The following is a 25,161-nucleotide window of genomic DNA, read 5'->3' as shown; positions in this document are numbered from 1 at the left end:
CTTCAGTGACGGAGCTTTTCCCATGTTTTTTAGAAACGCAATCGGGGCCATTGGCGCTATTACCTTAAGCGCTGCCTGCACGATCCTTCCTCAACCTGCCCATGAGCTAACGACTGAAACGCCTGACTACGATGCAAACGTCTCAGCGCGCATTCGCATACTGACTGGAAACGGGGCCGGCGGCGCATTCTTTCGTCCGGGCGAAGCCTGCTACAAAGGATTATTCGAGCGCGACGACAACAAGGTCGTGGTCGGAGACGGGTTCTGGTCAGCGTGGAAATATTCCTCGCGCAGCATTACCATCGGCATGCCAGCCAGTCCGCGCAAGTGGATGACCGTCGATGGACTCGAATTCAAGGATTTGATCAGGGAATACGTTGTTCCCGCCGGGAAGCCACTTACGGTGGCGATGACAGTCAGTAGCAGCGCTGGAAACTATCACTCGTCATGCACACCTCCAGCGACAACTTTCGCACCGGAACCCGGTCAGGACTACGACATCTTCATGAATAATGAGGGCAGACGCTGTTGGGTCGAAGTCCGTAGAATTGACGGACATGGGATAGACGAACTCACAGTTCAAAAGGTTGCACCCAAATGCGATGCGTCGCCGAAATAAGAACCGATGTGCGCCATAGTATGTGGGCGTCTCGTATTGCGGGGGCGATATCCCAACCGCCCCCGCAACCCATTCACCGCGACTCAATCGACCCCTGACTCGGCGGCGACGTCACAATCCCCCACGCCAGCGGCAAATCGCCAATCTGCCCGACCGTCTGATAAGTCTTCGCATCGAGCACGAACACGGCATTCGAGCGCCCGCACGCCATCAGCACCTTCGACCCATCCGGCGTGAAGCTGAAATGCCAGCAACGCTGCCCGACAGGCGCGTCGGCGACGTGCTCGTAGGTTTTCGCATCGAACACCTGCAAGGTCTTGTCGCGCGCGGCGGCGACGAGCAGATGCTTGCCCTCGGGATCGAACGCGACGCCGTACGGACCCATCTTCGTATCGACCGTCTTCAGAGTCTTCAACGTCGCCCCGTCGAGCACGACAAACTTGTTGGTGTTCTCCAGCGTCACCACGTACTGCTTGCCATCTGGCGACGCCTTGATGCCGCGCGGCCGCGAGCCCTTGTCCATTTTCACCGTACGCACGAGCTTGCCCGTGCCCGTTCGATACACCGACACCGTGTCGTCGCCTTCATTGGTGACGAGCAGCTCGCGCCCATCCGGCGAAAACTCGACGCCCTCTGTCTCGTGTCCGCTCTTCACGGAGCGCACCACCTTCATCGTCTTCAGATCGACGATAGCCACTTCGGCGGGCGGGCTGTTCGCGTCGTCATCGTCGTCGTGGCCGCCTTTGCCGCCTCCCGCTTCCGGCTTGCCTTCGGGCTTGCCCTCGGGCTTACCTGCGCCCTCACCGCCCTGAGCGCCCTGATTCCCCGCCAGCGCCTGCGGCGGCGGCCCGCTCTCGCCGGGCTCATACGTCACATAAGCAAACCCGCGATGCACGCGCACGAACTCCGGGTTCTTGCCGATCTTCACGCGCGCGACCACCTTGTCCGTCGACGTATCGATCACCGACAGATCGCCCGTCTTGTTCGCCACCAGCAGCTTGCTGCCGTCCGCCGTCAGACTGAGCCCGCGCGGGCCATCCTTGCCGAGCCCGATGGTCTTCTTCAACGTCATCTGATCGAGGTCGATCACGCCGACGCCATTCGTCTCGCTGGTCACGTACGCGACGGCCGCTGCCGACGCCTGGCCGATACTCGCGCCAAGCAGCACGGCGAGCGCAACGGATACGGCCACGCGTGTGTGTCTGGTCGTGCAATGCATCGATGTCTCCTGCGGAGTGTTGTTCGACGGGCCCGCGCCGAATCACGCGAGCCATGTTCGTTGTGCCGCAAGGGCAGATTCACCCAGGCTCAAGTTAGCGCATCGCGCGCCGGTATGACAGCATGGGAGGCCGGGAGTTTTTCCCGAAATGGGTGGGCACGCGCGGCTCAATGCGCGGCTTCCGGTTCCGACGCGAGCAGGCCGACTAGCGCGTCGACGCCGCGCCGCCACGACTGGTCCGTGTTGCCACGGATATCGACGGAACGCTGAAATACGACCTGTCCGCTCGCCGTGTCTTCGATGCGCAGATTGATGTTGAGGATCAGGTTACTGATTTTCTGCACCCAGCACACGCCGACGCGTTGCACGCCGAGCTTTCGGCCGATTTCCAGCTCGCAACCGTTACAGGCGCTCAGGTCCTGGGTCTTCGCGTAGCTGTCGATCAGCGCCGCCGCCGGACGATTGTCCGCGACCTTGTACAGGCTGCGCTGGTCGACGCGCGTGCGCAACCCGGCGCTCGCCATGGCGGCGCGGGCCTGTTGCGACTGGGTGACGGAAGCATCGTTGTACGCCGCGTTGTCGTCGATCACGACGCAGTCAAGCAGCGCGATGGCGGGCGGCGCAGCCGCGACTGTCACCGAAACGGTACACAGTGCGGCGGCAGCGGCGAACCGGCCGGACAGCGCGCGAGCGCGCCGCAGTCCGCACGGGCCGGCGTTGGAACGGCAAACAGTCACGGCGGCATGCCCTCCACGATCGATAACCACACGCGACGGGCGCACCGACGCCCCGCCCTTGCGGCGATCGTGAAGCAGATAACGCGCCTGAACGCGGCAGCGGGCTGACGGAAAAGCGGGCTGACGGAAACTCAGGTCTCGGAGACGGAACCCGCAGTCTGCGCCGCCGCTTCCGCCGCCAGCGCCTTGCCGACCTCGTCGGCAAACCGCTGCAATGCCGAAAGTGGCCCGCAGACGCTGTGATACATCTGACTGCCGATCTGCGCGTCCAGCAACACCTGCATGCCAGACTTTTTAGCCATTTCGATCAGATCCACCTGAATCTCCTTGCCGGGTACGCTCTATCGCGACAACACCAGCGTACCCAGTCAATTTGACCGTCATTCCCCTGAACAGAGGCCATGAAGCAGATCAATTTACCTGTTTCGAAGGCGAACCTTACGGGCGAACTCACACGCAAACTCAAGGCGACTTAAGCGGTGCCGACACCACGGTCCGCGACGCAAGCGGCTGCGCGTCCTTCGCGGGCGGCTCGGCTTTCGGCGCACGCGCCGTGTCGGCGCTCATGATCGAAAACCCAAACGTGTTCACGCCGTCCTGACTGCGCGCGAACACCACGCCGCCGTGCATATCGGCGACCGCCTTGACGATCGCCAGCCCGAGGCCGTGGTTCTCGCGGCTGTTGGTGCGCGACAGCTCCGCGCGATAGAAACGGTCGAACGCGTGATCGAGCACGTCCCGCATGATCGGCTCGCCGGGATTGGCCACGGCGACCCACACGCGGCCCGCTTCGCGCGACACCGTCACCTGGATCTTCGCGCCGGGCGTCGAATGGTGGATCGCGTTGATCAGCAGGTTCGCGAAAGCCCGCCCGAACAGCGAACGATTGACGCGCGCTACCGCGTCGCCGTGCAACTGCGCCTGCACCTGTGCCTCTTCCATCGGCATTTCGAGGAACTCGACGGTGCGCGCAACTTCCGTTGCGAGCGACACTTCGACCAGTTCCGTGGCCCGCTCGCCCTGATCGGCGCGTGCCAGAAACAGCATGTCGTTGATGATGCCGCGCATCCGCTCGAACTCTTCGAGATTCGATTGCAGCGTGCGGCGCAGATCGTCGACCGAGCGGTTGCGCGTCAGCGCCACCTGCGTCTGCCCAATCAGGATCGTCACAGGCGTGCGCAACTCGTGCGCGACGTCGGCATTGAACGACTCGAGGCGCACATACGCCTGATCGAGCCGCTCCAGCGCGCCGTTGAACGAATGCGCCAGATCGTTGAGTTCGAAGGGAAGCTCGGTGGTGCGCAATCGCTGCGAGCGGTTATCCGCGCTCACTTCGGATGCGTCCACCGTCAGTCTGCGCAAGGGCGCGAGGCCGATGCGCGTGACCCAGTAGCTCAGCAGCGACGCGCCGAGCGCGCCGAGCGCCGACAGCGCCGCCAACGCAAGGCCGAATTCGCGCAACGCCTGCTCGGTCGGCGCGTAACTGGTCGCGACCTGCAACTGCACCTGAGGACGCTCGCCGTTCGGCGGAATGGTCAGCGTGCGCGTCAGCAAGTCATGGTCGGTGCCGTTGTGCGTGACGCGCGCATAGTCGCCGCGCCATTGCTGCGCGATCGTGCCCGTCACAGGGTGGCCGTAGTTGAACAGCGGAGTCGTGCTCGAAATCGAATAGACGCTCGTGCCATCGCGCGGCGTCATGTCCCCGAGCTTCTCTTGCGCCATGCGCCACTTGTCGCGGTTGACCGCGTGATGCACGATGATCCGCGCGACTTCCGTGCGGCTATCGAGCGAATCGCGCAGGCGCTGCTCCAGTTGCGAGCGCAGCACGAGGAACAGCCCCGTGTCCACCAGCGTAAAAACAGACAGCGCGACGAGCGCGAACAGCAGCGCGAGACGCCGTGCGATGGAACGGGTCGAGCGAGTCATGATGCCTCCGCTTCCTCGCGGACTTCGAGCACGTAGCCCATGCCGCGCATGGTGTGCAGCAGCTTGGTCTGGAACGGTCCGTCGAGCTTCGCGCGCAACCGCTTGATCGCCGTCTCGACGACGTTCGTGTGACTATCGAAGTTCACGTCCCAGACGAGTTCCGTGATAATCGCCTTCGACAGGATATCGCCCTGCCGGCGCGCGAGCACGCTGAGCAACTGGAACTCTTTCGCGGTCAGGTCGAGCCGCACGCCGCTGCGCGTCGCGCGCCTGCCGATCAGATCGACATACAGATCGCCGACGCAGATCAGCGTCGATTCCTGCACGCGCGTGCGCCGCGCCAGCGCGTGCAGCCGCTCGACCAGTTCGAGAAACGAAAAGGGCTTGGTCAGATAGTCGTCGGCGCCTTCGCGCAGGCCGCGCACGCGGTCGTTCACGTGATCGCGCGCGGTCAGCATGATGACGGGCGTCGACTTGCGCATGCGCAGCGCCTTGAGCACGCTGAGCCCGTCGCGCTTGGGCAGCATCACGTCGAGCACGATGATGTCGTAATCGAACTCGGACGCGAGATGCAGGCCCTCTTCGCCGTCCAGCGCGACGTCCACCACCCAGCCCTGCTCCGTCAGGCCACGGCGCAGATAATCGACGACCTTGAATTCATCCTCCACGATGAGCAGCTTCATGGGCGCTCCTTTTGTATTGTCCTCTGCATTATAAGTAGGCTTTTCAAACCTGTTCAGCCCGTCCCCTACAGCTTTCTTTCAGTCCGGCAGATGCGTCGTGGATGCGCCGTTATCGTTCGATGCATCCTTTGCGGCCTCGCCCGGCATGCGCTGCGCGTCCGCTTGCTGCACGTCCCAGCCGCCGCCGAGCGCTTTCACCAGCGCAACCGAGGTCGTCATCTGCTGGCCGTGAATCTGCACGTCCGTACGCTCGCTCGTCAGCAGCGACTGCTGTGCGGTGATCACATCCAGATAGGCGACGAGTCCGCCCGAATAGCGGTCGTTGGCAAGCGACAGCAGCCGCTGCGCATCGGCGACGGCATCGCGCGACTGGGACGCGGCGCTGTCCAGCACGGAAAGCCCCGTGATGCCGTCCTGCACCTGCTGGAACGCCGTCAGCACCGTCTGCCGGTAACTGGCCTGCGCGGCCTTGTAGCCCTCGCTGGCGAAATCGACATTGGCCGCGCGCCGCCCGCCGTCGAACACCACCTGGCTCACCGCGGTGCCTAGTGTCCACACCAGGCTCGGCGCGCTAAACAGGCTCGCGAGGTCCGTGCTTTGCCAGCCGATGCCCGGCGTCAGCGTCAGGCTCGGAAAGAATGCTGCCTTCGCGACGCCGATCTGAGCATTCGCCGCCGCCATCGCGCGTTCCGCCGATGCAATATCCGGACGGCGCTGCAGTACATCGCTCGGCAGGCCAAGCGGGATCGCAGGCACGGAATACTCGACCACTTTCGGCTCGATCGAGAACTGCGGGGCGGGCACCGCGACGAGCGCGGAGATCGCATGCGCAAACGCCTCGCGCTGTGTAACGAGAAGCTGCGCCTGAACGCGCGTCTGATCGAGCAGCGACTTCTGCTGCAACACGTCGAGCCCGGAAACGGAGCCGAGATCGTGCTCGGTCGTCACGTAGTCGAGCGCTTTCTGTTGTAACTGCACCGAGCGGTTCAATACATCGATTTCCGCGTCGAGTTCACGCAGCGAGAAGTAATCGGTGGCGAGATCGGTGGTGAGCACGAGCCGCGCATTCGCGAGGTCGTCGCGCGACTGTTCCGCCGACGCCCGCGCGCCCTCCACTTCACGGCGGATGCGGCCGAACAGATCGACGTCGTAGTTGATCGTCGGGCCGATCTGCAAGTCGTTTTGCACCATCGACTGGTTCGGCACCGTGAAGCTCGTGGCGGGCCGGTTCTTCGAAATGCGCTGCCGCGCCGCCGACGCCGACAGATCGACCTCCGGAATCAGTTGCGCGCGCGTGTTGGCGAGCGTGGCGCGCGCCTGCGCGTAATGCGCGCTGGCGGCGGCGAGCGTCTGGTTTTCCGCGAGCGCCTGCGTTTCGAGCGTATCGAGCGTCGCGTCGCCGAACGCCTTCCACCAGTCCGGCGCGAGCGGCGCATGTGAGGGCTGCGCAAGACGCCAGTACGAATCCGTGCGCCACGTGGGCGGCGCGTCCGTCATCGGCGTCTTGTAGTCGGGGCCGACCGTGCACGCGCACAGCGTGGCCGCAAGAGCCAGCGTGCCCGTTCGCGCGGCAAGGATACGGGGATTCACGACGCCGCCTTGCTCTTGGCCTGGACTTGCGATTGCGGTCGCGTCACTTCGACATGGTCGCCGTCCTCGATCGAATCGCTCGGATTGATGATCACGCGGTCATTCGGTTCGATGCCGTTTTCGATTTCGAGCGTCTGCCCGAGATCCTGCGCAATCGTCACCTTGTGCAGATGCACGATGCCGTCGTTATCCACAACCGCGACGCGCGGCCCTTCCGCGCGGAACAGCAACGCATTGCCGGGCACCGTCAGCTGCGCGCGTGCGCCCGAAGGCAGCGAGACCTGCACATACGCGCCCGGCCTCAGCTTGCCGTCGGGATTACGCAGCGTCACTTCGACCTGCAATGAACGCGTCGGCACGTCGATGGCGCCGGAAATGTGCGTAATGCGTCCATTGAACTGCTGGCCCGGCAGTTCGGCCTGCGTGACCACCACGTCCTCGCCGACCTTGATGTTCTGCGCGTAGGCCTGCGGCAATTGCACAAAGACGCGCAACGGGTCCGACTGCGCGAGCGCGAACAGCGCGCGGCTCGTGCCGCTGCCCGCGTCGATCAGATCGCCGACATCGACATTGCGTTGCGTGACCACGCCCGCGAACGGCGCGACGATCCGCTTGAAGCTTTCGAGCTGGCGCAGCCGCTTCACGTTGGCCTCGGCAGCGGCAAGATTGGCGACATCCTGCGAGTAGGTGCTTTGCCGCTCGTCGAGTTCCTGTTGCGAGACGGCGTCGCGCTGACGCAGTTGCTGCCAGCGCTCGTAAGAGCTTTTCGCGAGGCCGAGGCTCGACTGGATCTGGTCGCGCTGCGCAACGGCTTGTGCAAGCTCCTGATCGATCTCAGGCGTATCGAGTTCGGCGAGCAACTGGCCTTCCTGCACGCGTGCGCCGATATCGGCATACCAGTGCAGCAGATAACCCGTCGCGCGCGCGAAGATGGGCGATTCGACGTAGCCGCGCAACGTGCCCGGCAGAACCGTGACGCCCGCGCTGCCGTCCGTCTGCTTCGGCGTCACCACATCGACGTATTGCTTCGCGTTCTGCTGCGTGGTTTGCGCGACCGAGCGGCTCTGCATCATGTTCGCCACGACGGTGCGCAACGCGCCGATCGCCAGCAGGATCAGCACGATCACGACCGCGATCTTTGCGCGGCGCCATTCGCGATGGCGCGGCGGCAGCGCGTGCCCGTCCTGAGCGTCCCGCGCGGGAATCGCTAGCGAAGAATGCGTCTTTTCAGTCATCTCAATCGTCCGTGTTCGGGCTGCGTCCGTGCTCGTCGTCTCGACCATGTCGTCCATGCGCGTCACCATGCTGTTGCTCGCCGTGCTCGCGTATTGCCTTGCGATGGGCAAGCCGGCTATGAATGCCCGCGAACAGCAAGGGCACGAAGAAAAGCGTCGATACCGTCGCGAACAGCAGCCCGCCGATCACCGCGCGTCCGAGCGGCGCATTCTGCTCGGCGCCTTCGCCGACTCCGAGCGCCATCGGGATCATGCCGATGATCATCGCGAACGCGGTCATCAACACCGGCCTGATCCGGCTCGCGCCCGCTTCGAGCGCGGCAGTGAGCGGCGGCGCGCCCGCCGTCAGGCGTTGGCGTGCGAACGAGACCATCAGAATGCTGTTCGCGGTCGCGACGCCCATCGTCATGATCGCGCCCGTGAGCGCGGGCACGCTCAGATGCGTGCCCGTCAGGAACAGCATCCACACGATCCCCGCCAGCGCCGCCGGCAAGGCGCTGACGATGATCAGCGGATCGATCCACGACTGGAAGTTCACGACGATCAGCAGATAGACCAGCACGATCGCCATCGCCACGCCGATGCCCAGCCCGAAGTAAGAGGTACGCATGGTCTGGACCTGGCCGCGTATCGCGATCTGGCTGCCGCGCGGCAATGTCGCGCGCGCCTGATCGACGAGCTTTTCGATCTTCCTGTCGACGCTGCCGAGATCGCTCCCCTCGACGCTCACGAACACGTCGATCACGGGGCGGATGTTGTAATGCGTGACCATCGCGAACTGGGTCTGCGGCGAGACCTGCACGAGGTTGCCGAGCAGTTGCGTCGGCCCGGTCAACGATGCCGATACTGGCGTGCGCAACAGTTGATCCACTGACGAGATCTGATATTGCGGCGTCTGCACGGCGAGGTTGTATTCGACGCCGTTGCGCGGGTTGAACCAGAATCCCGGCGACGTCTGCGTACTGCCCGACAGCGAGATCAACACGTTCTGCGCGACATTGTTCGCGTTGAGATTCAACTGCTGCAAACGCGTGCGGTCCATTTGCAGATTGATGACGGGCTCGTCGAGCTTCTGCTGGATGTGCGCATCGACGGCGCCTGGAACGGCGCGGATCTGCTTGAGCAGCTTGCGCGCAATGTCCAGATTGCCTTCCTGATTCGCGCCGACGATCTGCACGTCGACAGCGGCAGGCAAGCCGAAGTTGAGAATCTGCGTGACGATATCGGCCGGTTGAAAAAAGAACTCGGTGCCCGGAAAACGCTGCGGCAATATCGCGCGCAACCGGTCGACATAGCCGAGGCTTGGCTTGTGGTCTTCGTTGAGCGCAAGCAGGATGTCGCCGTCGAGCGTGCCGATCGTCCCCGCATTGCTGTATGAGAGATTGATGCCGCTATAGGGCAAACCGAGGTTGTCGAGCACCGTGCCGAGTTCGTCGGGCGGAATCACCTCGCGCACCACTTTCTCAACCTGATCGGCGAGCCGCGCCGTTTCTTCGATCCGCGTGCCCGTCGGTGCGCGCATGTGCAGCCGTATCTGGCCGGCGTCGACGCGTGGAAAAAAGTCTTCGCCCAACACGAATACCAGGCCCAGGGACACCACACAGAAGCCGAGAAACAACGTGCCGAACATCCGACGCCGCACCAGCAGGCTGCTGAGCACCATGATGTAGGCTGCGCGCATCGTCTCGAAGCCGCGGTCGAAACGGTGATACATCCGCATGAACAGATTGGGCCGTGCATTCGCATCGCGCTTGTGCGCGTGACCCATCAGCAGCATCGCGAGCGTCGGCACGAGGGTTCTCGACAGCACGTACGACGCGAGCATCGCGAACACCACGGCTTCCGCGAGCGGCACGAACAGATAGCGCGCGACACCCGTTAGAAAGAACATCGGCACGAACACGATACAGATGCACAGTGTCGACACGAGCGCGGGAATCGCAATTTCGCCCGCGCCGTCGAGAATCGCGTCGTGCAGATTCGTGCCCATGTGCAGATGCCGCTCGATGTTCTCGATCGTGACCGTCGCATCGTCGACCAGTATCCCCACCGCGAGGGCGAGGCCGCCTAGCGTCATGATGTTGATGGTCTGCCCGAGCGCATGCAGCGCGATCAGCGACGTCAGAATGGACAGCGGGATCGAAATGGCGATGATGCAGGTGCTGCGCCAGTTGCCGAGAAACAGCAGGATCATCGCGGCCGTCAGCGCGGCGGCGATCAGGGCTTCGCGAACCACGCCTTGAATGGCGGCTTTCACGAACACCGATTGATCGAATAGCGGCGTGACCTTGAGATCGGGCGGCAGCGCGGCTTCTGCGCCGGGCAGTATCCCGCGCAGCGTGTTGACGATCGACAGCGTCGACGCGCTGCCCGTCTTCAGAATCGAAATCAGCACGCCACGCCGGCCGTTCTCGCGCACGATGTTCGTCTGCGGAGAAAAGCCGTCGCGCACGTGCGCCACTTCGCGCAGATAGGTCGTCGCGCCGTTGACCGTGCGCACGGGAATGTCGTTCAGACCCGCGACGGTAGTGGGCGAGCCGTTCATGTTGACCGTGTATTCCTTCGGTCCGATCTTCGCGGTGCCCGTGGGCAGAATCAGGTTTTGCGCGTTGACGGCGTTGACGACGTCGAGCGGCGTCAGTCCCTTGGCGAGCAGCGCGCGGGTGTCGAGATCGACGGAAATCAGGCGGCTCTTGCCGCCATAGGGATAGGGCACGGCTGCGCCCGGAATCGTCACGAGTTGCGGACGCAGGAAATTGAGCGCCGTGTCGTTCAGGTCCTGCTCGGATAGACGCGGGCTCGATAGCCCCAACTGAATCACGGGGATGCTCGACGCCGAGTAGCTGATGACGAGCGGCGGCGTCGCGCCGGGCGGCATCTGTTTCAGTTGCGCCTGCTCGACGGCGACGGTCTGCGCGATGGCGGTCTGGATGTTCGCGTTCGGCTGCAGAAAGAGCTTGATGATCGAAATGCCCGCAAGCGATTGCGATTCGATGTGCTCGATGTCGTTGACGGTCGTCGTCAGGCTGCGCTCGTTGACGGACGTGATGCGGTTCGCCATGTCCTCGGCGGACAGGCCCGTGTAGTTCCAGATGATGCTGACGACGGGAATGTTGATTTCCGGCAGCACGTCGACGGGCGTCGTGAACAGCACGAATGGCGTCGCCAGCACGATCAGTATGGCCATCACGATGAACGTGTACGGCCGCTTCAATGCGAGATTGACGATCCACATACAGGTGTTGGTATCCGAAAGAAGCGCGCAAGTGTGACGTGAGGCAGCGGCGTCAGTGTCTTGCGGCGCGTCCGCGGCAACCAGGTGTAAATGCTAGTGCGCGCGGCCCAACGAACTGATGGCGCCAAAATGGCGGTTTTGCCATTTTCGGGTTTGAATGCTATTTGTCGTGCATGCGCGTATTACCGTCCGTTTCAGAGTGGGCGCGCGTTTTGCGGCACACGACTTGCAGGCGTGACAGGCAATGGGGATCGCTATACTCGTTCCACTGTTCGACAAAAAGGCCAACATGAAGCGTTTTTCGATGATTCGCGAGTTTCATCTCGCCGACTGGTTTACGCTCGGCAATGCCGTGTGCGGCACGGGCGCACTGTTTTCGATGATGAGTTACATCGGCAGCGAGAACGTCATGCACGTGTATTTCGCCAGTGCGCTCGTGTTTGCGGCGCTGCTGTTCGACGTGCTGGATGGACGCATCGCGCGCTGGCGGCAGAAGGCTTCGCTGCTCGGCAAGGAACTGGATTCGCTAGCCGACGTGATCTCGTTCGGCGTGGCGCCCGCCATCATCGGCTACGGCTGTGGGATGCGCGGCCTGTACGACCGCGTTCTGCTTGCGTATTTCGTGGCGTGCGGCGTGTCGCGGCTCGCGCGCTATAACGTGACGGCAGAGACGATGTCGGGCGGGACGGGAAAAGTGACACACTTCGAGGGCACGCCTATTCCGACATCGTTCGCCATCGTGCTGCTGCTTGCCATTGCCGCGTGGCAGGGGGCTCTCGGTCCGCAATTATGGTTCGGCGAATGGCGGATTGCAGGTCACGTGCTGCATCCGTTGACGCTGGTCTATGGCATTTCCGGATCGCTGATGATCAGCCGCATCCGTATTCCCAAGCCCTGATTATCAGGTATGCAGTGCTCGATCAATTGCCATTGTAAACGGTGCGATTGAGCGTTTGCAGCTGCCCGTCACGCTCGGACTGGATCAATTGCTGGCGCACGTCCTGACGCGTCTCCGGGACGTTGCGGGCCCCTTGCGCCGCGCTACCCCAATTGACGCCGCCCTGACCCGTGTCTGCTGGCGCGGCCGATTGCGCCTGGGTCTGGTCCATCGGTTGGTCGGCCGGCATTTGTTGCGCGTATGCGCTCGACATGGCTGCTACGCCCGCCGTTACCACGAGGCTGAGAAGAAGTTGCTTCATTTCAAGGCTCCTTGATCGCGAGAGACTGTGCAGCGAATACAGTCGTCGCAGACGGCTCGCGGTGTCTGCAACGGCTGTGTCCACTTTACGCTTCAAGAGTGGCGCAACGCTGGCATAAGTATGACGAAGCTGCCAGATTCGCAACGCGCTTATGCGCGGCCTTCGAAGCCCAACAGTACATTGACGGCATTGATGCCGATCTCGTCGACCATGTAGCCGCCTTCCATCACGAAGAGCGTCGGCAAACCAAAACTCGCGAGCATTCCACCGACGCGCAGATAGTCCGGCGTGCGCAAACGGAAATGGCTGATGGGATCGCCCTCGAATGTATCGACACCGAGCGAAACGACCAGCGCGTCGGGCGCATGATCCGCGATTGCCAAACCCGCCTGCTGTAACGCGGGTGCGTACTGTTCCATTGCCGTTCCCTTCGGCAGCGGCAGATTGAGATTGAAGCCCAGGCCTTCGCCCCTGCCGCGCTCGTCGGCAAAACCCGAGAAGTAGGGAAACGATACGGCGGGATCGCCGTGTATCGACACGAACAATACGTCCTTGCGGTCGTAGAAGATATCCTGGGTGCCATTGCCGTGATGGAAATCGATATCGAGCACGGCGACGCGCTTCGCGCCTTGCGCGATGCACCGTTGCGCGGCAATCGCGGCATTGTTCAGATAGCAATAGCCGCCCATGTATTCACGGCCCGCGTGATGACCCGGCGGGCGGCACAACGCAAAGACCGCCTTGTCTCCGCGTGCGAGCGCATCGATTCCCGTCAGCGCCGAGTTCGCGCTCGACGACACCGCGCTCCACGTTCCTGCGTTGATGGGCGAACCTGCATCCATCGAAAAGAAGCCGAGCTTGCCGTCGATGAATTGCGGCATCGCCGTAGAGGGCAAGCCACGAACCGGCCATACGAGCGGCAGCGCCTGGCAGGTGCGGCCCGTTGCGGCCCACTCGTCCCATGCCGATGCGAGAAATTCGACGTAGCGTTCGCTATGGGCGCCGATATAGCACGACCGCTCATAGATGTTCGGCGCCAGAACATCGCCCAGGCCCGCCGCCCTGACCTGCTTCAGCACGGTCTCCGCGCGAATGGGCTTTTCGAAAGAATCGGAGACGGCGCCGTCCTTGAGTTCGACGCCTTGATGCAAGCGGTGATCGCTACTGTAAATAGTTTGCATGGTTCTGTACGCCGCACAAAGGAACGCACAGTCTACCGTTGCGACACCGCGTTGCGAACGACGTCAGAAAAGATACAGTCCCGCGACGAAAATCGCGCCCGAGAACAGCAGCGCCGTCACGCAATAGCCCATGATGTCGCGCACGCCGAGCCCTGCAATCGCCAAAGCAGGCAGCGCCCAGAACGGCTGCGCCATATTGGTCCACGCTTCGCCGTAGGCAATCGCCATTGCGGACTTGCCGAGGTCGGCGCCGATTGCCTTCGCCGCCGGCATCACGAACGGGCCCTGCACGACCCAGTGCCCGCCGCCGCTCGGCACCGCGAAATTGATCACGGCCGAACTCAGGAAAGTCAGCAGCGGGAACGTGTGCACGTTCGCAATTTCGATGAACCAGTTCGTGATCACGCCCGCCAGACCCGAGTGGTCCATCGTGGCCTGAATGCCCGCATAGAACGGAAACTGAATCATGATTCCCGCTGTGCCGCGTGCCGCATTGCCAATTGCACGCGCGTAAGCCATCGGCGTCTTGTGCAGCAGAATGCCCGCTGCGAGGAAGACGATATTCACGGTATCGATGTCGAGGCTGAAGCCCTTCTTCATGAAGCGGATCACCAGATACGCGGCGATCAGCAGCGCGACCAGAACAGACAGAATGCGGCTCTCTTCAATACGTTCGGCCGGCGTGGATTGCGCGGTGATCTTGCGCTCCATCACGGGCTCGTCGACGAGCAGCGCGGGGTCGACCGAGACGACATCTTCGGCTCGCGGCATCATCGCGCGCACCAGCAGCGGCAAGGCGACGATCAGCGCGGCGGTGATGAAGAGGTTGTATCCCGTGAAGAGCGTCTGCGATACGGGAATCAGGCCAATCACTTTCTCCATCGGATTGCCTTTGGTGGCCGCGACCAGCGGCACCGAGCCCGACAGGCCGCCGTGCCACGTGAGGAAGCCCATATACGCGGCCGCGACCAGCAGCCGGTAGTCGACGCCGCGCACACGCCGCGCCACTTCTCGCGCGAACATGGCGCCGAGCACGAGACCGAAGCCCCAGTTGATCGCGCAGGCCACGCCGCTCACGAATGCGACCAGCATGGTGCCTTGCGCAGGCGTCTTCGCCACGCCGCCGAGCGCCGACAACGCCCGCTTGACCGGGCCCGACGTCGCCAACGCATGCCCTGTGACAAGGATCATCGCCATCTGCATCGTGAATGCGAGCAGATTCCAGAAACCGCTGCCCCATATGAAGACGAGATCGCCGGGTGATTGGGGCGTCAGACCCAATGCCAGCGCAAAGGTAATCGCCGTTAGAAGCAGCGCGAAAATAAGAGGATCAGGCAGAAAGCGATGAACCACCTGCGTAAAGAAGCGGGCAATACCTTGAATCACGACGTCTCCGGCACTTGTTGAATTGTTCGTTGGATGCGCGCGAGATTCTGCCACAGCTATGCGTAACGAGTCGGCGAACTGCACAAGCAGCCGCCTTACGTTCTATGGGAGAGGAATCAATACAGAGGTGGCGCTGAATTAAAGCTTTCAACGACCTTAAAGATATGAATGAAACGTGCGCCGTGGTTGACGGCGCATTCGTTTCAATGCCCCAGATAAGCGGCCTTGACCATTGGATCATTGCGCAACTGCACTGCCGATCCATGCGTCGCGATGCGGCCGTTTTCCAGCACGTAGCCGTAATCGGCGACGTTCAACGCGGCGGCCGCGAACTGCTCGACGAGCAGCATCGTCACGCCTTGCTCTTTCAGACGCTCGATGATTCGAAACACCTCCTCGACGAGAATCGGCGCGAGTCCCATCGACGGTTCGTCGAGCAGCACGAGGTCCGGGTTCAGCATGATCGCGCGCGCCATCGCGAGCATCTGCTGCTCGCCGCCCGACAACGTGCCCGCCAGCTGATTGCGGCGCTCCTTGAGGCGCGGAAACAGGTCGATCGCGCGTTCGAGGTCCGCATTGATGTCGCCGCGCGGACGCGCCCAGGTCAAACGTGGAAACGCGCCCAGCAGCAAATTGTCGGTGACGGTCATCGTCGAGAACACGCGCCGTCCCTCCGGAGAATGCGCGAGGCCGAGCCGCGCAATACGGTGCGAGTCGAGCGAATCGATGCGTTTGGCGGATGCGCCTTCGCCCATTGTGATCTCGCCTTCGCTCGGACGGATCATGCCGGACACGGCACGCATCGTCGTCGTTTTGCCCGCGCCATTCGAGCCGATCAGCGTGACGACGGAAGCCTTAGGCACGTCCATCGAAATGCCGTGCAGCACCTGAACCTTGCCGTACCCCGCGTGCAGATTGCGGATCGATAACATCGCGTGTTCCCCATTCGTGCCGTTGTCGTGCGATCGAAACGCGTGCTCAGGCGGTCACGCCGCCCAGATACGCCTCGATGACTTTTTCGTTTTCCTGGATCTCCGACGGCTTGCCCTCGGCGATCTTCTGCCCGAAATCGAGCACCGATACCGTGTCGCACACCGACATCACGACGTCCATGTGATGCTCGATCAACACTACGGTAATGCCGTGATCGCGGACCTTGCGAATGATGCGCACCAGCTCCTTGATATCGGGCGCGGTGAGGCCGGCCGCCGGTTCGTCGAGCAACAGCACTTGTGGATCGAGTGCCAGCGCGCGGGCGATTTCGAGCAAACGCTGCTTGCCGTACGGCAGATTGCGCGCCTCTTCCGCCGCGACATTCTCCAGACCGACGAAGCGCAGCATGCCGAACGCACGCTCCCGTGCCGCGCGCTCTTCCTGACGGTAGCGCGTCGTCATCAGGCCGATATCGGCGAAGTTCGAGCGGAAGGTGTGATGCAGACCCACCAGCACGTTCTCGAGCGCGGTCATTTCGCCGAACAACTGCACGTTCTGGAACGTGCGCGCGATGCCCGACAGCGCGATCGCAGAAGACGTGCGCCCCGCGATCGAATCACCGCGATACTCGATCGCGCCCGCAGTGGGAATATAGATGCCCGTCAGCACGTTCATCATCGTGCTCTTGCCCGAGCCGTTCGGTCCGATCAGACCATGGATCGTGCCGCGCCGCACGTTCAGGTTCACGTTGTTCAGCGCCTTCAGGCCGCTAAACTGCATCAGCACGCCGCGCACGTCGAGAATCGTTTCGTGGCCTTTGGCTTGCACGTCGAGCACGGCGTCGGCGGTGATTTCCGCGGGCTTGTCGGTGTCGACCGTCACGGTGCGTACACGGCCATGCGTGAAGAACTTGCGCACGAAACCGACCACGCCGTCCTGCAGGTAATAGACGACCAGCAGAATCATCAAGCCGAAAATCGTCAGCCGCCAATCGGTCAGCGCGTCGATCCAGTAAGAGAACACCGCGAGGCCAACGGTGCCGACGATCGGAATCGCGACCTTGCGCGGCGTCACGCTCTTGCGCGCTATCGAGAACAGCGCCCCCGCGATCACGACAACGGCAAGCGCCGTCGCGACCATGCGGAACATCGAGATGTCATCGAGCAGCTTGGGCAGCAATACGATGATCGTCGAGCCGATCAGCGCGCCCGTGCGGGTCTTGCGGCCGCCCATGATGATCGCGAGCAGGAACAGGATAGTCAGCTCGAAGTTGTAGGTGTTGGGCGAGATGTACTGTTCCGAGTACGAATAGAGGCAGCCCGCAAGCCCCGCAAAGCCCGCGCTGATCACGAACGCGTAGACCTTGTGCCGGTACACCGAGACGCCCATGCAGTCGGATGCGATCGGGCTGTCGCGCAGCGCTTCGAATGCGCGGCCCAGGTGCGATTTCAGCACGCGATGCACGACCACGAGCGACACGACCAGCAGCGCCGCGACTACCCAGTAGTATTGGGTTTCATCGAGCCTATGGCCGGCGATCACGGGCTTCGTGATCTTGATGCCCATCGGCCCGCTGGTGAGAAAATCCATTTCGTTGATCAGGATCTGGATGATCGTGCCGAACGCGAGCGTGACCATCGCGAGATACGGACCGGACACGCGCAGTGCCGGCAGTGCGAGAACCGCGCCGAACGCGGCCGTCACGACGATCGCCATCGGCACCGTCACATAGAACGGCATGCCGAGCTTGATGAAGAGCACGCCCGCCGTATAAGCGCCGACGCCGAACAGCCCAGCGTGTCCAAGCGATACTTGCCCTGTATAACCGACCACGATGTCGAGACCGAAGAGCAGGATCGCGTAGATCATGATCGTCTCGACCAGGTGGATGTAATACGGATTGCCCGACAGCACCGGGAACACCGCGAGCGCGACTAGCCCGAGCAGCGCGCCGATGAGGTTTTTCTTTTTCACGGCCGACCTCACACTTTCTTGATCGCGGTTTTGCCGAACAGACCTGCCGGACGCAGCGCGAGCACGATAAGCAGCAGCACGAGTCCGGGGACATCCTTGTACCCCGTCGAGATATAGAAGCCGGTGGTCGTCTCGGCGATCCCGAGTATGACGCCGCCGACCACGATGCCAAGGCCGCTCGACAATCCGCCGATGATCGCCACCGCAAACGCCTTGAGGCCGAGCACCGCGCCCATCGTCGCGCCCGTCAGCGTGAGCGGCGCGATCAGCACGCCGGCAAAGGCCGCCGTCAGCGACGACAGCGCATACGAGAAGGTGATGACGAGGCCGGTGTTGATGCCCATGAGCGCGGCGGCGTCGCGATCGTTCGAGGTGGCGACCACTGCCTTGCCGAAGATGCTGCGCCGGTTAAAGAACTCGACGGCCAGCATCAGCACCAATGCGCCGCCTACGACGAGCAGTTCCATCGGCAGCACGTTCGCGCCGAACACCTTGATGGGCGCTTCGGGCAACGGCGACGGAAAGCGCAGATCGTCGCGGCCCCAGACGTTCTCCGCGACGTTCTTGAAGATGATGCCGAGCGCAATGGTCGACATGATCCAGCCGAATTCGGACTTGATCTTGATCGCGGGCCGCACGCCGATCCGTTCGACGAACGCGCCCTGCAACAGGCCGAATACGCACACGAGAGGAATCATCAGCCAGTAGTTGACGCCCAGCGTGACGAGCGTGAGACCCACGAGCGCACCGAGCATCAGCGCGTCGCCCTGGCCGAAGTTCAGCGTGCCGGATGTCGCGAACGTGAGCTGGTAACCGAACGCGATCACGGCGTAGATCATGCCGAGCGCAATGCCGCTATAGATGAGCTGAAGAAGAATGGCCATAGTCCAATTGCCTCGATCGCAACGCCCCGTGGATGATGCCGTGAGCCATGCAGCACAAAGCCGCCCCCGCCGGTCGGGCGGGCGCGGCTTCGCATTTCATGCCGTGCTCAGTTTGCGGATGCCTGCTTGGTGCGCAGTTGTCCGCCGCCTTTCTTGTCGGCGTCGTACGCGTAGATCACGCGGCCGTCCTTCACCTCGCCGACGACGGGCACGTTCGGGCTGATCGCCTCGTGGTCGTCGTGCGAGAACGGTTTGTCGTACACCATCACGACGCCTTCGACCTTCGTATTGAGGTTTTCGAGCGCGGCGCGCACCTTCGGGCCGTCCGTCGTGCCTGCCTGCGTGATTGCAGCGGCGAGCAGATAGACCGAGTCATAGCCTTGCGCGGCCGACACGGGCGAGTCGATCCGGTTGTTCTTCGGCTTGAATTCCTTCATGTAGGCTTCGATGAAGGCCTTGCGCTTCGGCGTGTTCGGTTCCTGGATGAAGGTCTGCGGCATGCGCGCGCCTTCGCCATTGGCGCCGGCGTTGTCGATGTAGTTCGCCATCGACAGTGTCCAGCTGCCTATCAGCGGCACCTTCCAGCCGAGCTTGGCCATGCCGTTGGCGATCTGCGCGAGTTCGGGTCCGATGCCGTAGGTCAGCACGGCTTCCGCGCCCGCGTCTTTCGCCTTGAGCAACTGGGCCGTCATGTCGACGTCCTTGATGTTGAACTTCTCGACGGCAACCGGCTTCACGCCCTTGGCGGCGAGCGCCTTTTCGAGATCCTCGCGGCCGAGTTGTCCGTAGTTGGTCGAGTCGGCGAGAATCGCGACCTTCTTGAAACCGCGCCTGGTCACGGCTTCTTCGACGATCATCGGCGCCTGAATGCGGTCGGCGGCTGCGTTGCGGAACACGTAGTTATCCGGCTGATCCGCGAACTGCTTCGTGACGATGCTGCCCGTTGCGACGTTGTTGAATACGGGGATTTTCGCTTCCTGGAAGAAGCGTTGCGACGCGAGCGCGACACCCGTGTTGATGTAGCCGACCACCGCGACTACCTTTTCCTTGTTGATGAGTTCCTGCGCGATCTGCACGCCGCGTTCGTTCTTTGCTTCGTCGTCGCGTTCGACGAGTACGATCTGCCGGCCCAGCACGCCGCCTGACTTGTTGATCTCAGCGGCCGCGAGCCGCACCCCGTCGCGCATGCTGACGCCCATCGACGACGAACCGCCAGTGAAAGGACCGTCGACACCGATCTTGATCGGATCGGCTGCATAGCCACCCGTTGCGACCACACACAATGCGAGCGCAGCAACAACGCTCTTCAGGCGAAGTACCATGTTCGTCTCCGTAGCATGTTCTTTATTTTCGACGGGCGCGGGCTGTCTCCCGACGCCGCCTGATCCGTATAACGGCGTGCTTTATATCGCCTTCATACGAAATGGCAACCTAGTATAGAAATCGTAAGCTTTTTGCCACTATGCGGAGTTACCCGTAAGGGGCAACACATTCAGTGCGCTTACGCACGTAGGCACTGTGTCGGTGCAGGTGCAACGAGTGTTGGTTGTGCGTGCAACGGGGAATGGATGCGCGCCTGGCCGGCATGCGGATGTCGGCTAACAGGGGTGATGAAGGATTACGGGTCAGAACGACAGGTCAAAGACCCAGATCGCTCAACGCGGGATGATCGTCGGGGCGACGGCCGAGCGGCCAGTGGAACTTACGCTCGCTTTCCTTGATCGGCAGGTCGTTGATGCTCGCGTGACGATGCTGCATCAGGCCATCAGGGCCGAATTCCCAGTTTTCGTTGCCGTATGAGCGGAACCAGTTGCCTGCGTCGTCACGCCACTCGTAAGCGAAGCGCACCGCGATGCGATTGTCCGTGAAGGCCCACAGTTCCTTGATCAGACGGTACTCGAATTCCTTGCTCCATTTGCGTTCGAGAAACGCGCGCGCTTCTTCGCGGCCTTGCACGAATTCGGCTCTGTTGCGCCACCATGTGTCGGTGGAATAGACCAACGCGACGTTTGCGGCGTCGCGTGAGTTCCAGCCGTCTTCGGCCAGGCGTACTTTCTGAGTAGCGGTCTCGCGCGTGAACGGTGGCAGCGGCGGACGTGCTTCGGTAGTGCTCGACATCGACTTCTCTCTATGTGAATAGTGACGGTGTGGGTCATTATTCGCGAATGCGAGGGGTTGTCGTGTCGGGAAGCTTGAGGTTTATTGGATTTGCACGGCGAGCGTGTGATCCAGGGAGATGAATACCGATGCAGGTTGTAATGTCGCTCCGTAGCAGGACTTCAGCCCACATCGTCCTGCGTGACTACGTCGGCGCTATCGCGTGAATCAAGAGTGATGTCCTTACTGTAGGCTCATGAATAAACGTCGTTACCGTGTTCATTCCGATCCACGCTGAGAACCTTAAACATTCTGCCGCGTTAAACACATCCGCAGCATCAAACATGACGAGCGGGGTATCCGACCAACGAATGTTCATTCTTTCAATTGGTGTGGCCGCATTAAAATCGAATCGCTCAATTGCTGAACGAACATCGGCATCGCTATCTGCCCATTTCCACCTAACGATCAAACGAATATCAGCAGTGGTTGCAACCATCGTCTGTAGCGGCTCGTCACCAAGAACGAGCACGTCCGTCCCATGCACCGATAGACTTGCAGCATAGTCGGCTGTTTTACAGGCTATGTCGTAATCTGACAGCGCACCGCTCGGCATGCCACTAGTGCCTGACCATAGATTCGCTCTTGCTTCTTCCATTACTATGAGCGGCCCTCCCGTACTATTCAGCCAAGTCGAGAATACGAAATTGTTCATAACGCACCTAATCTCCGTTTTTCCTGTGTCACTTGACCTGCTTGCTTGAGACTACATTGCCTGCAATGCGGATATAAGCGCTGAGGTTTGTCATCAGTGTTGAGAGCATTTGGGGTTTGATGATCCGGAATGAAGTCTCCACTCTTTGTTCCCGGTTCTGTCGCGCCGCAAGTATGGCAACCATCCCTATAGCCAATGGCATTAACCTGCTGCCGTTCTTCTAACGTGAAATCACGAGCCGGTCCGCGAGCCGGGATAGATTCCGTTGCAAACGGCCCTGGCGTCAACGTATCGACGCCCGCCAACCCCAGCGGATCGATCCAGCTTATGGGGTTCTTGCCGTAGTTGTACTCATTCAGCCCACCCGCCAGCCCAATCGGATCCCTCGATATGAACCTTCCCGCATGCGGATCATAGTACCTGTGCCGATTGTAATGCAGCCCCGTCTCATCATCTGCCTGCTGGCCCTGAAACCTTATCGGATTGCGCACTTGCGCCTGAGTCGCCGCCGAGACCCGGTCAATCACCTCTGCCGCTTCACCCCACGCCTTATAACGCGCCTCCCAGACAATCTCACCTGCGTCATCCGTGAGCATCTGCGGCGTGCCGATCACATCGCAATGATAGTAATACACCTGCGCCAGCCCGTTCGGCGTCGACACTTTCATCAACGGATCATCTTCCGGCGTATGCCGATCCGACTCACGCCGCTGCGGCGTCTCTAATCCCTTGACAGGCGCAGCGACGAACTGCGCAAGCGGCACGAACGATCCCGCTTCATACACGTAGTGCGTACTCTGCGATCCCGCAACTTCATACGCCAGCCGATCGCCATCCCAACCGAACACGGTCTTCGCACCGTCGACGTCTTTAGCAATACGCCGACCGAACGCATCATAAAAGTACTTCGCCTGCCTCGCACCGGCAGAACTGCGCACACTCACCGCACCGAGCCGGTTAAACTCATCCCACTCATAACGCTGCTCGCTGCCCGGCGACTGCTTCGCAACGAGATTGCCGCGCGCATCGTATTCGTAATGCTCGCCCGCATACTCCTTCAACAGATTACCGACTACCTCAGTAAAATCCCAAGTGTGGTCTCCAAAACTGTCACGTCGACCGCCGTCGAACCGTTGCATCTGCGAACCGAGCCGCCACTTTATCCGTGGATGAAGCTCGCAGGACGGTGGATCGAGAACGCCGGGTTCGAAGCCGGACAGCGCGTAAAGATCGTTGTTGAACACAGGCGGCTGATCATTACCGCCGAGCGAAAAAACAAAAGGCCGTGTATGCGGCCCTTTGCTCATTTTCTTCCTAAGAAGGCACGTAGCTTCTGTTCGACTTGGACCACGTGTTCACACACAGGAAGATTCATCGGCCAGTACTCGACCACGATCCGCCCAACCCGATTGGCGTCAACGGTAGAAGATTGAGCCGCACTGCCTTCTAAATAGCTAAGGTATTCCTCAAGTACGGTACGCACATAATTGCGCTGTGCAATCTCGATCCCATCACACTCGCCAAGTTTCGAGACCTCAGCAATAGCCGCCTTCAATTCATCCAGCAGTTTGTCATCTTTTCCAATCATGGTTTGCTGAGCGCGTCCAAATTCAGAGCGAATTTTTGAACCTGCACGCGAGGCAAACATGGGCCTTGTGACGGTTCCCGACCTTCAATCATAGGCTCACCTTCTCGCACCTTCCATTGCTGTATCTTGGTCATATCGTTCCACTCTGGTTTGACTGCCAACGATTCTCGGCTGGCGGAGAAAATCTCAAACAGATATCGCCCCTTCGCATACGCCTTACTCTCCTCATAATAGCGAAGACCATATTCACTTGCCCCCGCACTGCGCATATTGATCGTATCAACATCAAACGATTCCAATATTTCTTTCCGCCTTCCTCTCGAAACACCCGCATTCTTCAGATACTGCGACGCCTGATTGACGCCTGAGTATGACCCGCCACAACAGCAAACTTTTGCTAACCCAAGCGGATCAACCCAATGCACCGGATTCGGCGCGTACTGATAAAAATTGATCCCGCCTCTGAGCCCAATCGGATCCCTACTAATGAACCTGCCTACATTCCGGTTATAAACAAACCGCCCGGACGCACTTCACCCGCACGCGAGCCGCAACCTCTTATCCGGCAAGCCTTGCAGCCTGGTCACTCTTGCCGCCGCCATGGAACATCTGCTTGTAGAACATCGTCGTCAGTTCGCATAGGCAGCAGTAAGGAAATGGACGAAACGCCCAGCTTGCCTCGTGAAAAGTGATGCCCGAGCTGGAAAGCCATATTCTCGTCCATCTTGCCGATGAAGGCCGGATGATAGGCGCCCGGCGCGCCTAGATCAGGATCACGTGGTCGCTGAGCTGGACGCAATTGCGTCCGCCGCGTTTCGCGCTGTACAGCGCTTCGTCGGCATCTCTCGCCAGTTGCTCGATGGTGGCGTCGCTCGCGGCCATGCACGCGACACCGATACTGCATGTGTAGCCGGGCAGCGTCGCGTCGTCTTTCTGCGCGACGCGCCGGCGGATACGCTCCGCATGGTCCCTCGCCTCGTCGGGAGGCACGCGCGGCAGCAGCACGGCGAACTCCTCGCCGCCCCAGCGCGCGACATGCCCCGGCGCCGGCAACATGTCGGCGACGCGCTTCGCGAAGTCGATCAGAATGCGATCGCCCGTGGCGTGCCCATACGTGTCGTTCACCTGCTTGAAATGATCGAGATCGATCAGCAGCAGCGACAGCAATCCGCCCGTGCGCATCGCCTTCTCGCGTTCCTGTTGATGCGCGCTCAGAAACGCGCGACGATTCAGGAGCCCCGTCAGCGGGTCCATGAACGACTGCTGCTCGAGCTGATTGCGCAGCCGCTCCATCGCGGCGAACAGCAAGCCGACCGTCACCGTCAGCGACATCAGCGCGCCCGTGATCAGATAGATCTTCTGGATCAGGTCGGGAGCGAACAGGCCCACGCTCGCCCAGGCCGGGACGAACATCGACAGGCCGCGCGCCGCCGTCACCGCCGTCTGCACCAGCAGCATCGAGCCGACGTAGAGCGCCGTATTGCTGCCTTTGCCGAAACGCAGCATCGTGAAGCTGTTCAGCCCGAACGTCGCCGTCAGGATCGCGGACATGCACAGCGTGCGTCCCGCCACGGAAGGATGAACCCACGTCATCCAGCTCATGGCGATCACGCCCGTCACGAGCAGCAGCGCGACGAAGCGGCGCGAAGGACGCAGCCCATAAAACAGCTGACCGCCGATAAGCCACAGCCCCGTGCCGAGAATCAGGCCGACGTTGGCGACGACAATCGAAAGCCAGTCGCCGATGCCGCCGCGCAACGCAAGCAATATCGCCGACAACGACACGGCCAGCGCACCTGACGCCCAATGCCCGACGCCGCGAATGTTTGCCGGAAAACCGCGCCCCAGCGAAAACATGACGAGCGCCATCAAGCCTGGCATGACTGCCGACATCAGAATGACGGTGCGAAGATCAAAGGCTGGCATACGGCTCCGGAAGCGGGCTCGCGACATGAAACGC

The 25,161-nt window shown here is 61.5% G+C and carries 22 protein-coding genes and 3 pseudogenes; 3 read left to right on the top strand and 22 right to left on the bottom strand.

Features of this window, described 5'->3' with window-relative positions; genetic code table 11:
* The first annotated feature begins 22 nt into the window (after positions 1-22).
* Positions 23-619: a hypothetical protein gene (locus C2L66_RS32640; protein ID WP_148654636.1), complete on the top strand. Its 597-nt coding sequence runs from the start codon at positions 23-25 to the stop codon at positions 617-619.
* Between the two features lie 73 nt (positions 620-692).
* Here the strand turns inward: C2L66_RS32640 and C2L66_RS32635 are convergent, their stop codons facing one another.
* From C2L66_RS32635 to C2L66_RS32600, 8 genes are all read right to left on the bottom strand, one after another.
* Positions 693-1,838, bottom strand: coding sequence for a cytochrome D1 domain-containing protein (locus C2L66_RS32635; RefSeq protein ID WP_060607608.1), 1,146 nt, complete (start codon positions 1,836-1,838; stop codon positions 693-695).
* Between the two features lie 167 nt (positions 1,839-2,005).
* Positions 2,006-2,575, bottom strand: a complete 570-nt coding sequence (locus C2L66_RS32630) for a DUF3280 domain-containing protein (protein WP_082670483.1) — start codon at positions 2,573-2,575, stop codon at positions 2,006-2,008.
* 131 nt (positions 2,576-2,706) lie between these two features.
* Positions 2,707-2,892 (bottom strand): hypothetical protein, encoded by a 186-nt coding sequence (locus C2L66_RS32625; RefSeq protein ID WP_054931943.1) that lies wholly within the window; start codon positions 2,890-2,892, stop codon positions 2,707-2,709.
* Between the two features lie 145 nt (positions 2,893-3,037).
* Positions 3,038-4,501: a heavy metal sensor histidine kinase gene (locus C2L66_RS32620; RefSeq protein WP_060607605.1), complete on the bottom strand. Its 1,464-nt coding sequence runs from the start codon at positions 4,499-4,501 to the stop codon at positions 3,038-3,040.
* Positions 4,498-5,184 (bottom strand): heavy metal response regulator transcription factor, encoded by a 687-nt coding sequence (locus C2L66_RS32615; protein ID WP_007576885.1) that lies wholly within the window; start codon positions 5,182-5,184, stop codon positions 4,498-4,500. The genes C2L66_RS32620 and C2L66_RS32615 overlap by 4 nt, the downstream gene beginning before the upstream one ends.
* 78 nt (positions 5,185-5,262) lie before the next feature.
* Positions 5,263-6,774 carry an efflux transporter outer membrane subunit gene (locus C2L66_RS32610; RefSeq protein WP_054931941.1) on the bottom strand — a complete coding sequence of 504 codons (1,512 nt, stop codon included), beginning with the start codon at positions 6,772-6,774 and terminating at the stop codon, positions 5,263-5,265.
* Positions 6,771-8,009 (bottom strand): efflux RND transporter periplasmic adaptor subunit, encoded by a 1,239-nt coding sequence (locus tag C2L66_RS32605; protein WP_060610370.1) that lies wholly within the window; start codon positions 8,007-8,009, stop codon positions 6,771-6,773. The genes C2L66_RS32610 and C2L66_RS32605 overlap by 4 nt, the downstream gene beginning before the upstream one ends.
* 1 nt (position 8,010) lies before the next feature.
* Positions 8,011-11,244, bottom strand: a complete 3,234-nt coding sequence (locus C2L66_RS32600) for an efflux RND transporter permease subunit (RefSeq protein WP_060607603.1) — start codon at positions 11,242-11,244, stop codon at positions 8,011-8,013.
* Between the two features lie 289 nt (positions 11,245-11,533).
* Here C2L66_RS32600 and C2L66_RS32595 point away from each other — a divergent pair, with 289 nt between their 5' ends.
* Positions 11,534-12,142: a CDP-alcohol phosphatidyltransferase family protein gene (locus tag C2L66_RS32595; RefSeq protein WP_060610367.1), complete on the top strand. Its 609-nt coding sequence runs from the start codon at positions 11,534-11,536 to the stop codon at positions 12,140-12,142.
* A 22-nt stretch (positions 12,143-12,164) separates the two neighbouring features.
* Here C2L66_RS32595 and C2L66_RS32590 read toward each other — a convergent pair whose 3' ends face one another.
* The 10 genes and pseudogenes from C2L66_RS32590 to C2L66_RS32545 all read right to left on the bottom strand — a co-directional run.
* Positions 12,165-12,443 carry a hypothetical protein gene (locus tag C2L66_RS32590; RefSeq protein ID WP_054931939.1) on the bottom strand — a complete coding sequence of 93 codons (279 nt, stop codon included), beginning with the start codon at positions 12,441-12,443 and terminating at the stop codon, positions 12,165-12,167.
* Between the two features lie 149 nt (positions 12,444-12,592).
* Entirely contained in the window at positions 12,593-13,624 is a 1,032-nt protein-coding gene (locus tag C2L66_RS32585; protein WP_060607598.1) for a histone deacetylase family protein, read from the bottom strand.
* 63 nt (positions 13,625-13,687) lie between these two features.
* A complete protein-coding gene (locus C2L66_RS32580) occupies positions 13,688-15,010 on the bottom strand; it encodes a TIGR00366 family protein (protein ID WP_060607596.1) in 1,323 nt (440 codons plus the stop codon).
* Between the two features lie 203 nt (positions 15,011-15,213).
* Positions 15,214-15,942 carry an ABC transporter ATP-binding protein gene (locus C2L66_RS32575; RefSeq protein ID WP_054931936.1) on the bottom strand — a complete coding sequence of 243 codons (729 nt, stop codon included), beginning with the start codon at positions 15,940-15,942 and terminating at the stop codon, positions 15,214-15,216.
* Positions 15,943-15,988: 46 nt separating this feature from the next.
* Complete coding sequence (locus C2L66_RS32570; protein WP_060607592.1) at positions 15,989-17,917, bottom strand: branched-chain amino acid ABC transporter ATP-binding protein/permease; 1,929 nt, start codon at positions 17,915-17,917, stop codon at positions 15,989-15,991.
* An 8-nt stretch (positions 17,918-17,925) separates the two neighbouring features.
* Complete coding sequence (locus C2L66_RS32565) at positions 17,926-18,801, bottom strand: branched-chain amino acid ABC transporter permease (RefSeq protein ID WP_035995333.1); 876 nt, start codon at positions 18,799-18,801, stop codon at positions 17,926-17,928.
* Between the two features lie 107 nt (positions 18,802-18,908).
* The gene (locus C2L66_RS32560) at positions 18,909-20,123 is read right to left on the bottom strand and encodes an ABC transporter substrate-binding protein (protein ID WP_054931934.1); all 1,215 of its coding nucleotides are present in this window, start codon (positions 20,121-20,123) and stop codon (positions 18,909-18,911) included.
* A 316-nt stretch (positions 20,124-20,439) separates the two neighbouring features.
* Positions 20,440-20,919, bottom strand: coding sequence for a nuclear transport factor 2 family protein (locus C2L66_RS32555; RefSeq protein ID WP_060607589.1), 480 nt, complete (start codon positions 20,917-20,919; stop codon positions 20,440-20,442).
* Between the two features lie 184 nt (positions 20,920-21,103).
* Entirely contained in the window at positions 21,104-21,613 is a 510-nt protein-coding gene (locus tag C2L66_RS32550; RefSeq protein ID WP_082670482.1) for an Imm21 family immunity protein, read from the bottom strand.
* A 299-nt stretch (positions 21,614-21,912) separates the two neighbouring features.
* A pseudogene (locus C2L66_RS32545) lies at positions 21,913-22,692 on the bottom strand (RHS repeat-associated core domain-containing protein); the annotation flags it as partial.
* Between C2L66_RS32545 and C2L66_RS42440 the strand changes: the two are divergent.
* Positions 22,651-22,830, top strand: a pseudogene (locus tag C2L66_RS42440) (hypothetical protein); the annotation flags it as partial. The pseudogenes C2L66_RS32545 and C2L66_RS42440 overlap by 42 nt on opposite strands.
* Positions 22,831-22,916: 86 nt before the next feature.
* Here C2L66_RS42440 and C2L66_RS41930 read toward each other — a convergent pair.
* From C2L66_RS41930 to C2L66_RS32530, 4 genes and pseudogenes are all read right to left on the bottom strand, one after another.
* Entirely contained in the window at positions 22,917-23,261 is a 345-nt protein-coding gene (locus tag C2L66_RS41930; RefSeq protein ID WP_224101896.1) for a hypothetical protein, read from the bottom strand.
* Complete coding sequence (locus C2L66_RS42435; RefSeq protein ID WP_054931930.1) at positions 23,198-23,500, bottom strand: hypothetical protein; 303 nt, start codon at positions 23,498-23,500, stop codon at positions 23,198-23,200. The genes C2L66_RS41930 and C2L66_RS42435 overlap by 64 nt, the downstream gene beginning before the upstream one ends.
* 90 nt (positions 23,501-23,590) lie before the next feature.
* A pseudogene (locus tag C2L66_RS42430) lies at positions 23,591-23,713 on the bottom strand (RHS repeat-associated core domain-containing protein); the annotation flags it as partial.
* Positions 23,714-23,963: 250 nt separating this feature from the next.
* Positions 23,964-25,127, bottom strand: coding sequence for a GGDEF domain-containing protein (locus C2L66_RS32530; RefSeq protein WP_060607584.1), 1,164 nt, complete (start codon positions 25,125-25,127; stop codon positions 23,964-23,966).
* Positions 25,128-25,161: the final 34 nt, after the last annotated feature.

Origin of the sequence: Paraburkholderia caribensis, assembly GCF_002902945.1 — a bacterium.
Taxonomy (GTDB): Bacteria; Pseudomonadota; Gammaproteobacteria; order Burkholderiales; family Burkholderiaceae; genus Paraburkholderia; species Paraburkholderia caribensis.
This window is presented reverse-complemented; position numbering and strand designations above follow the sequence as displayed.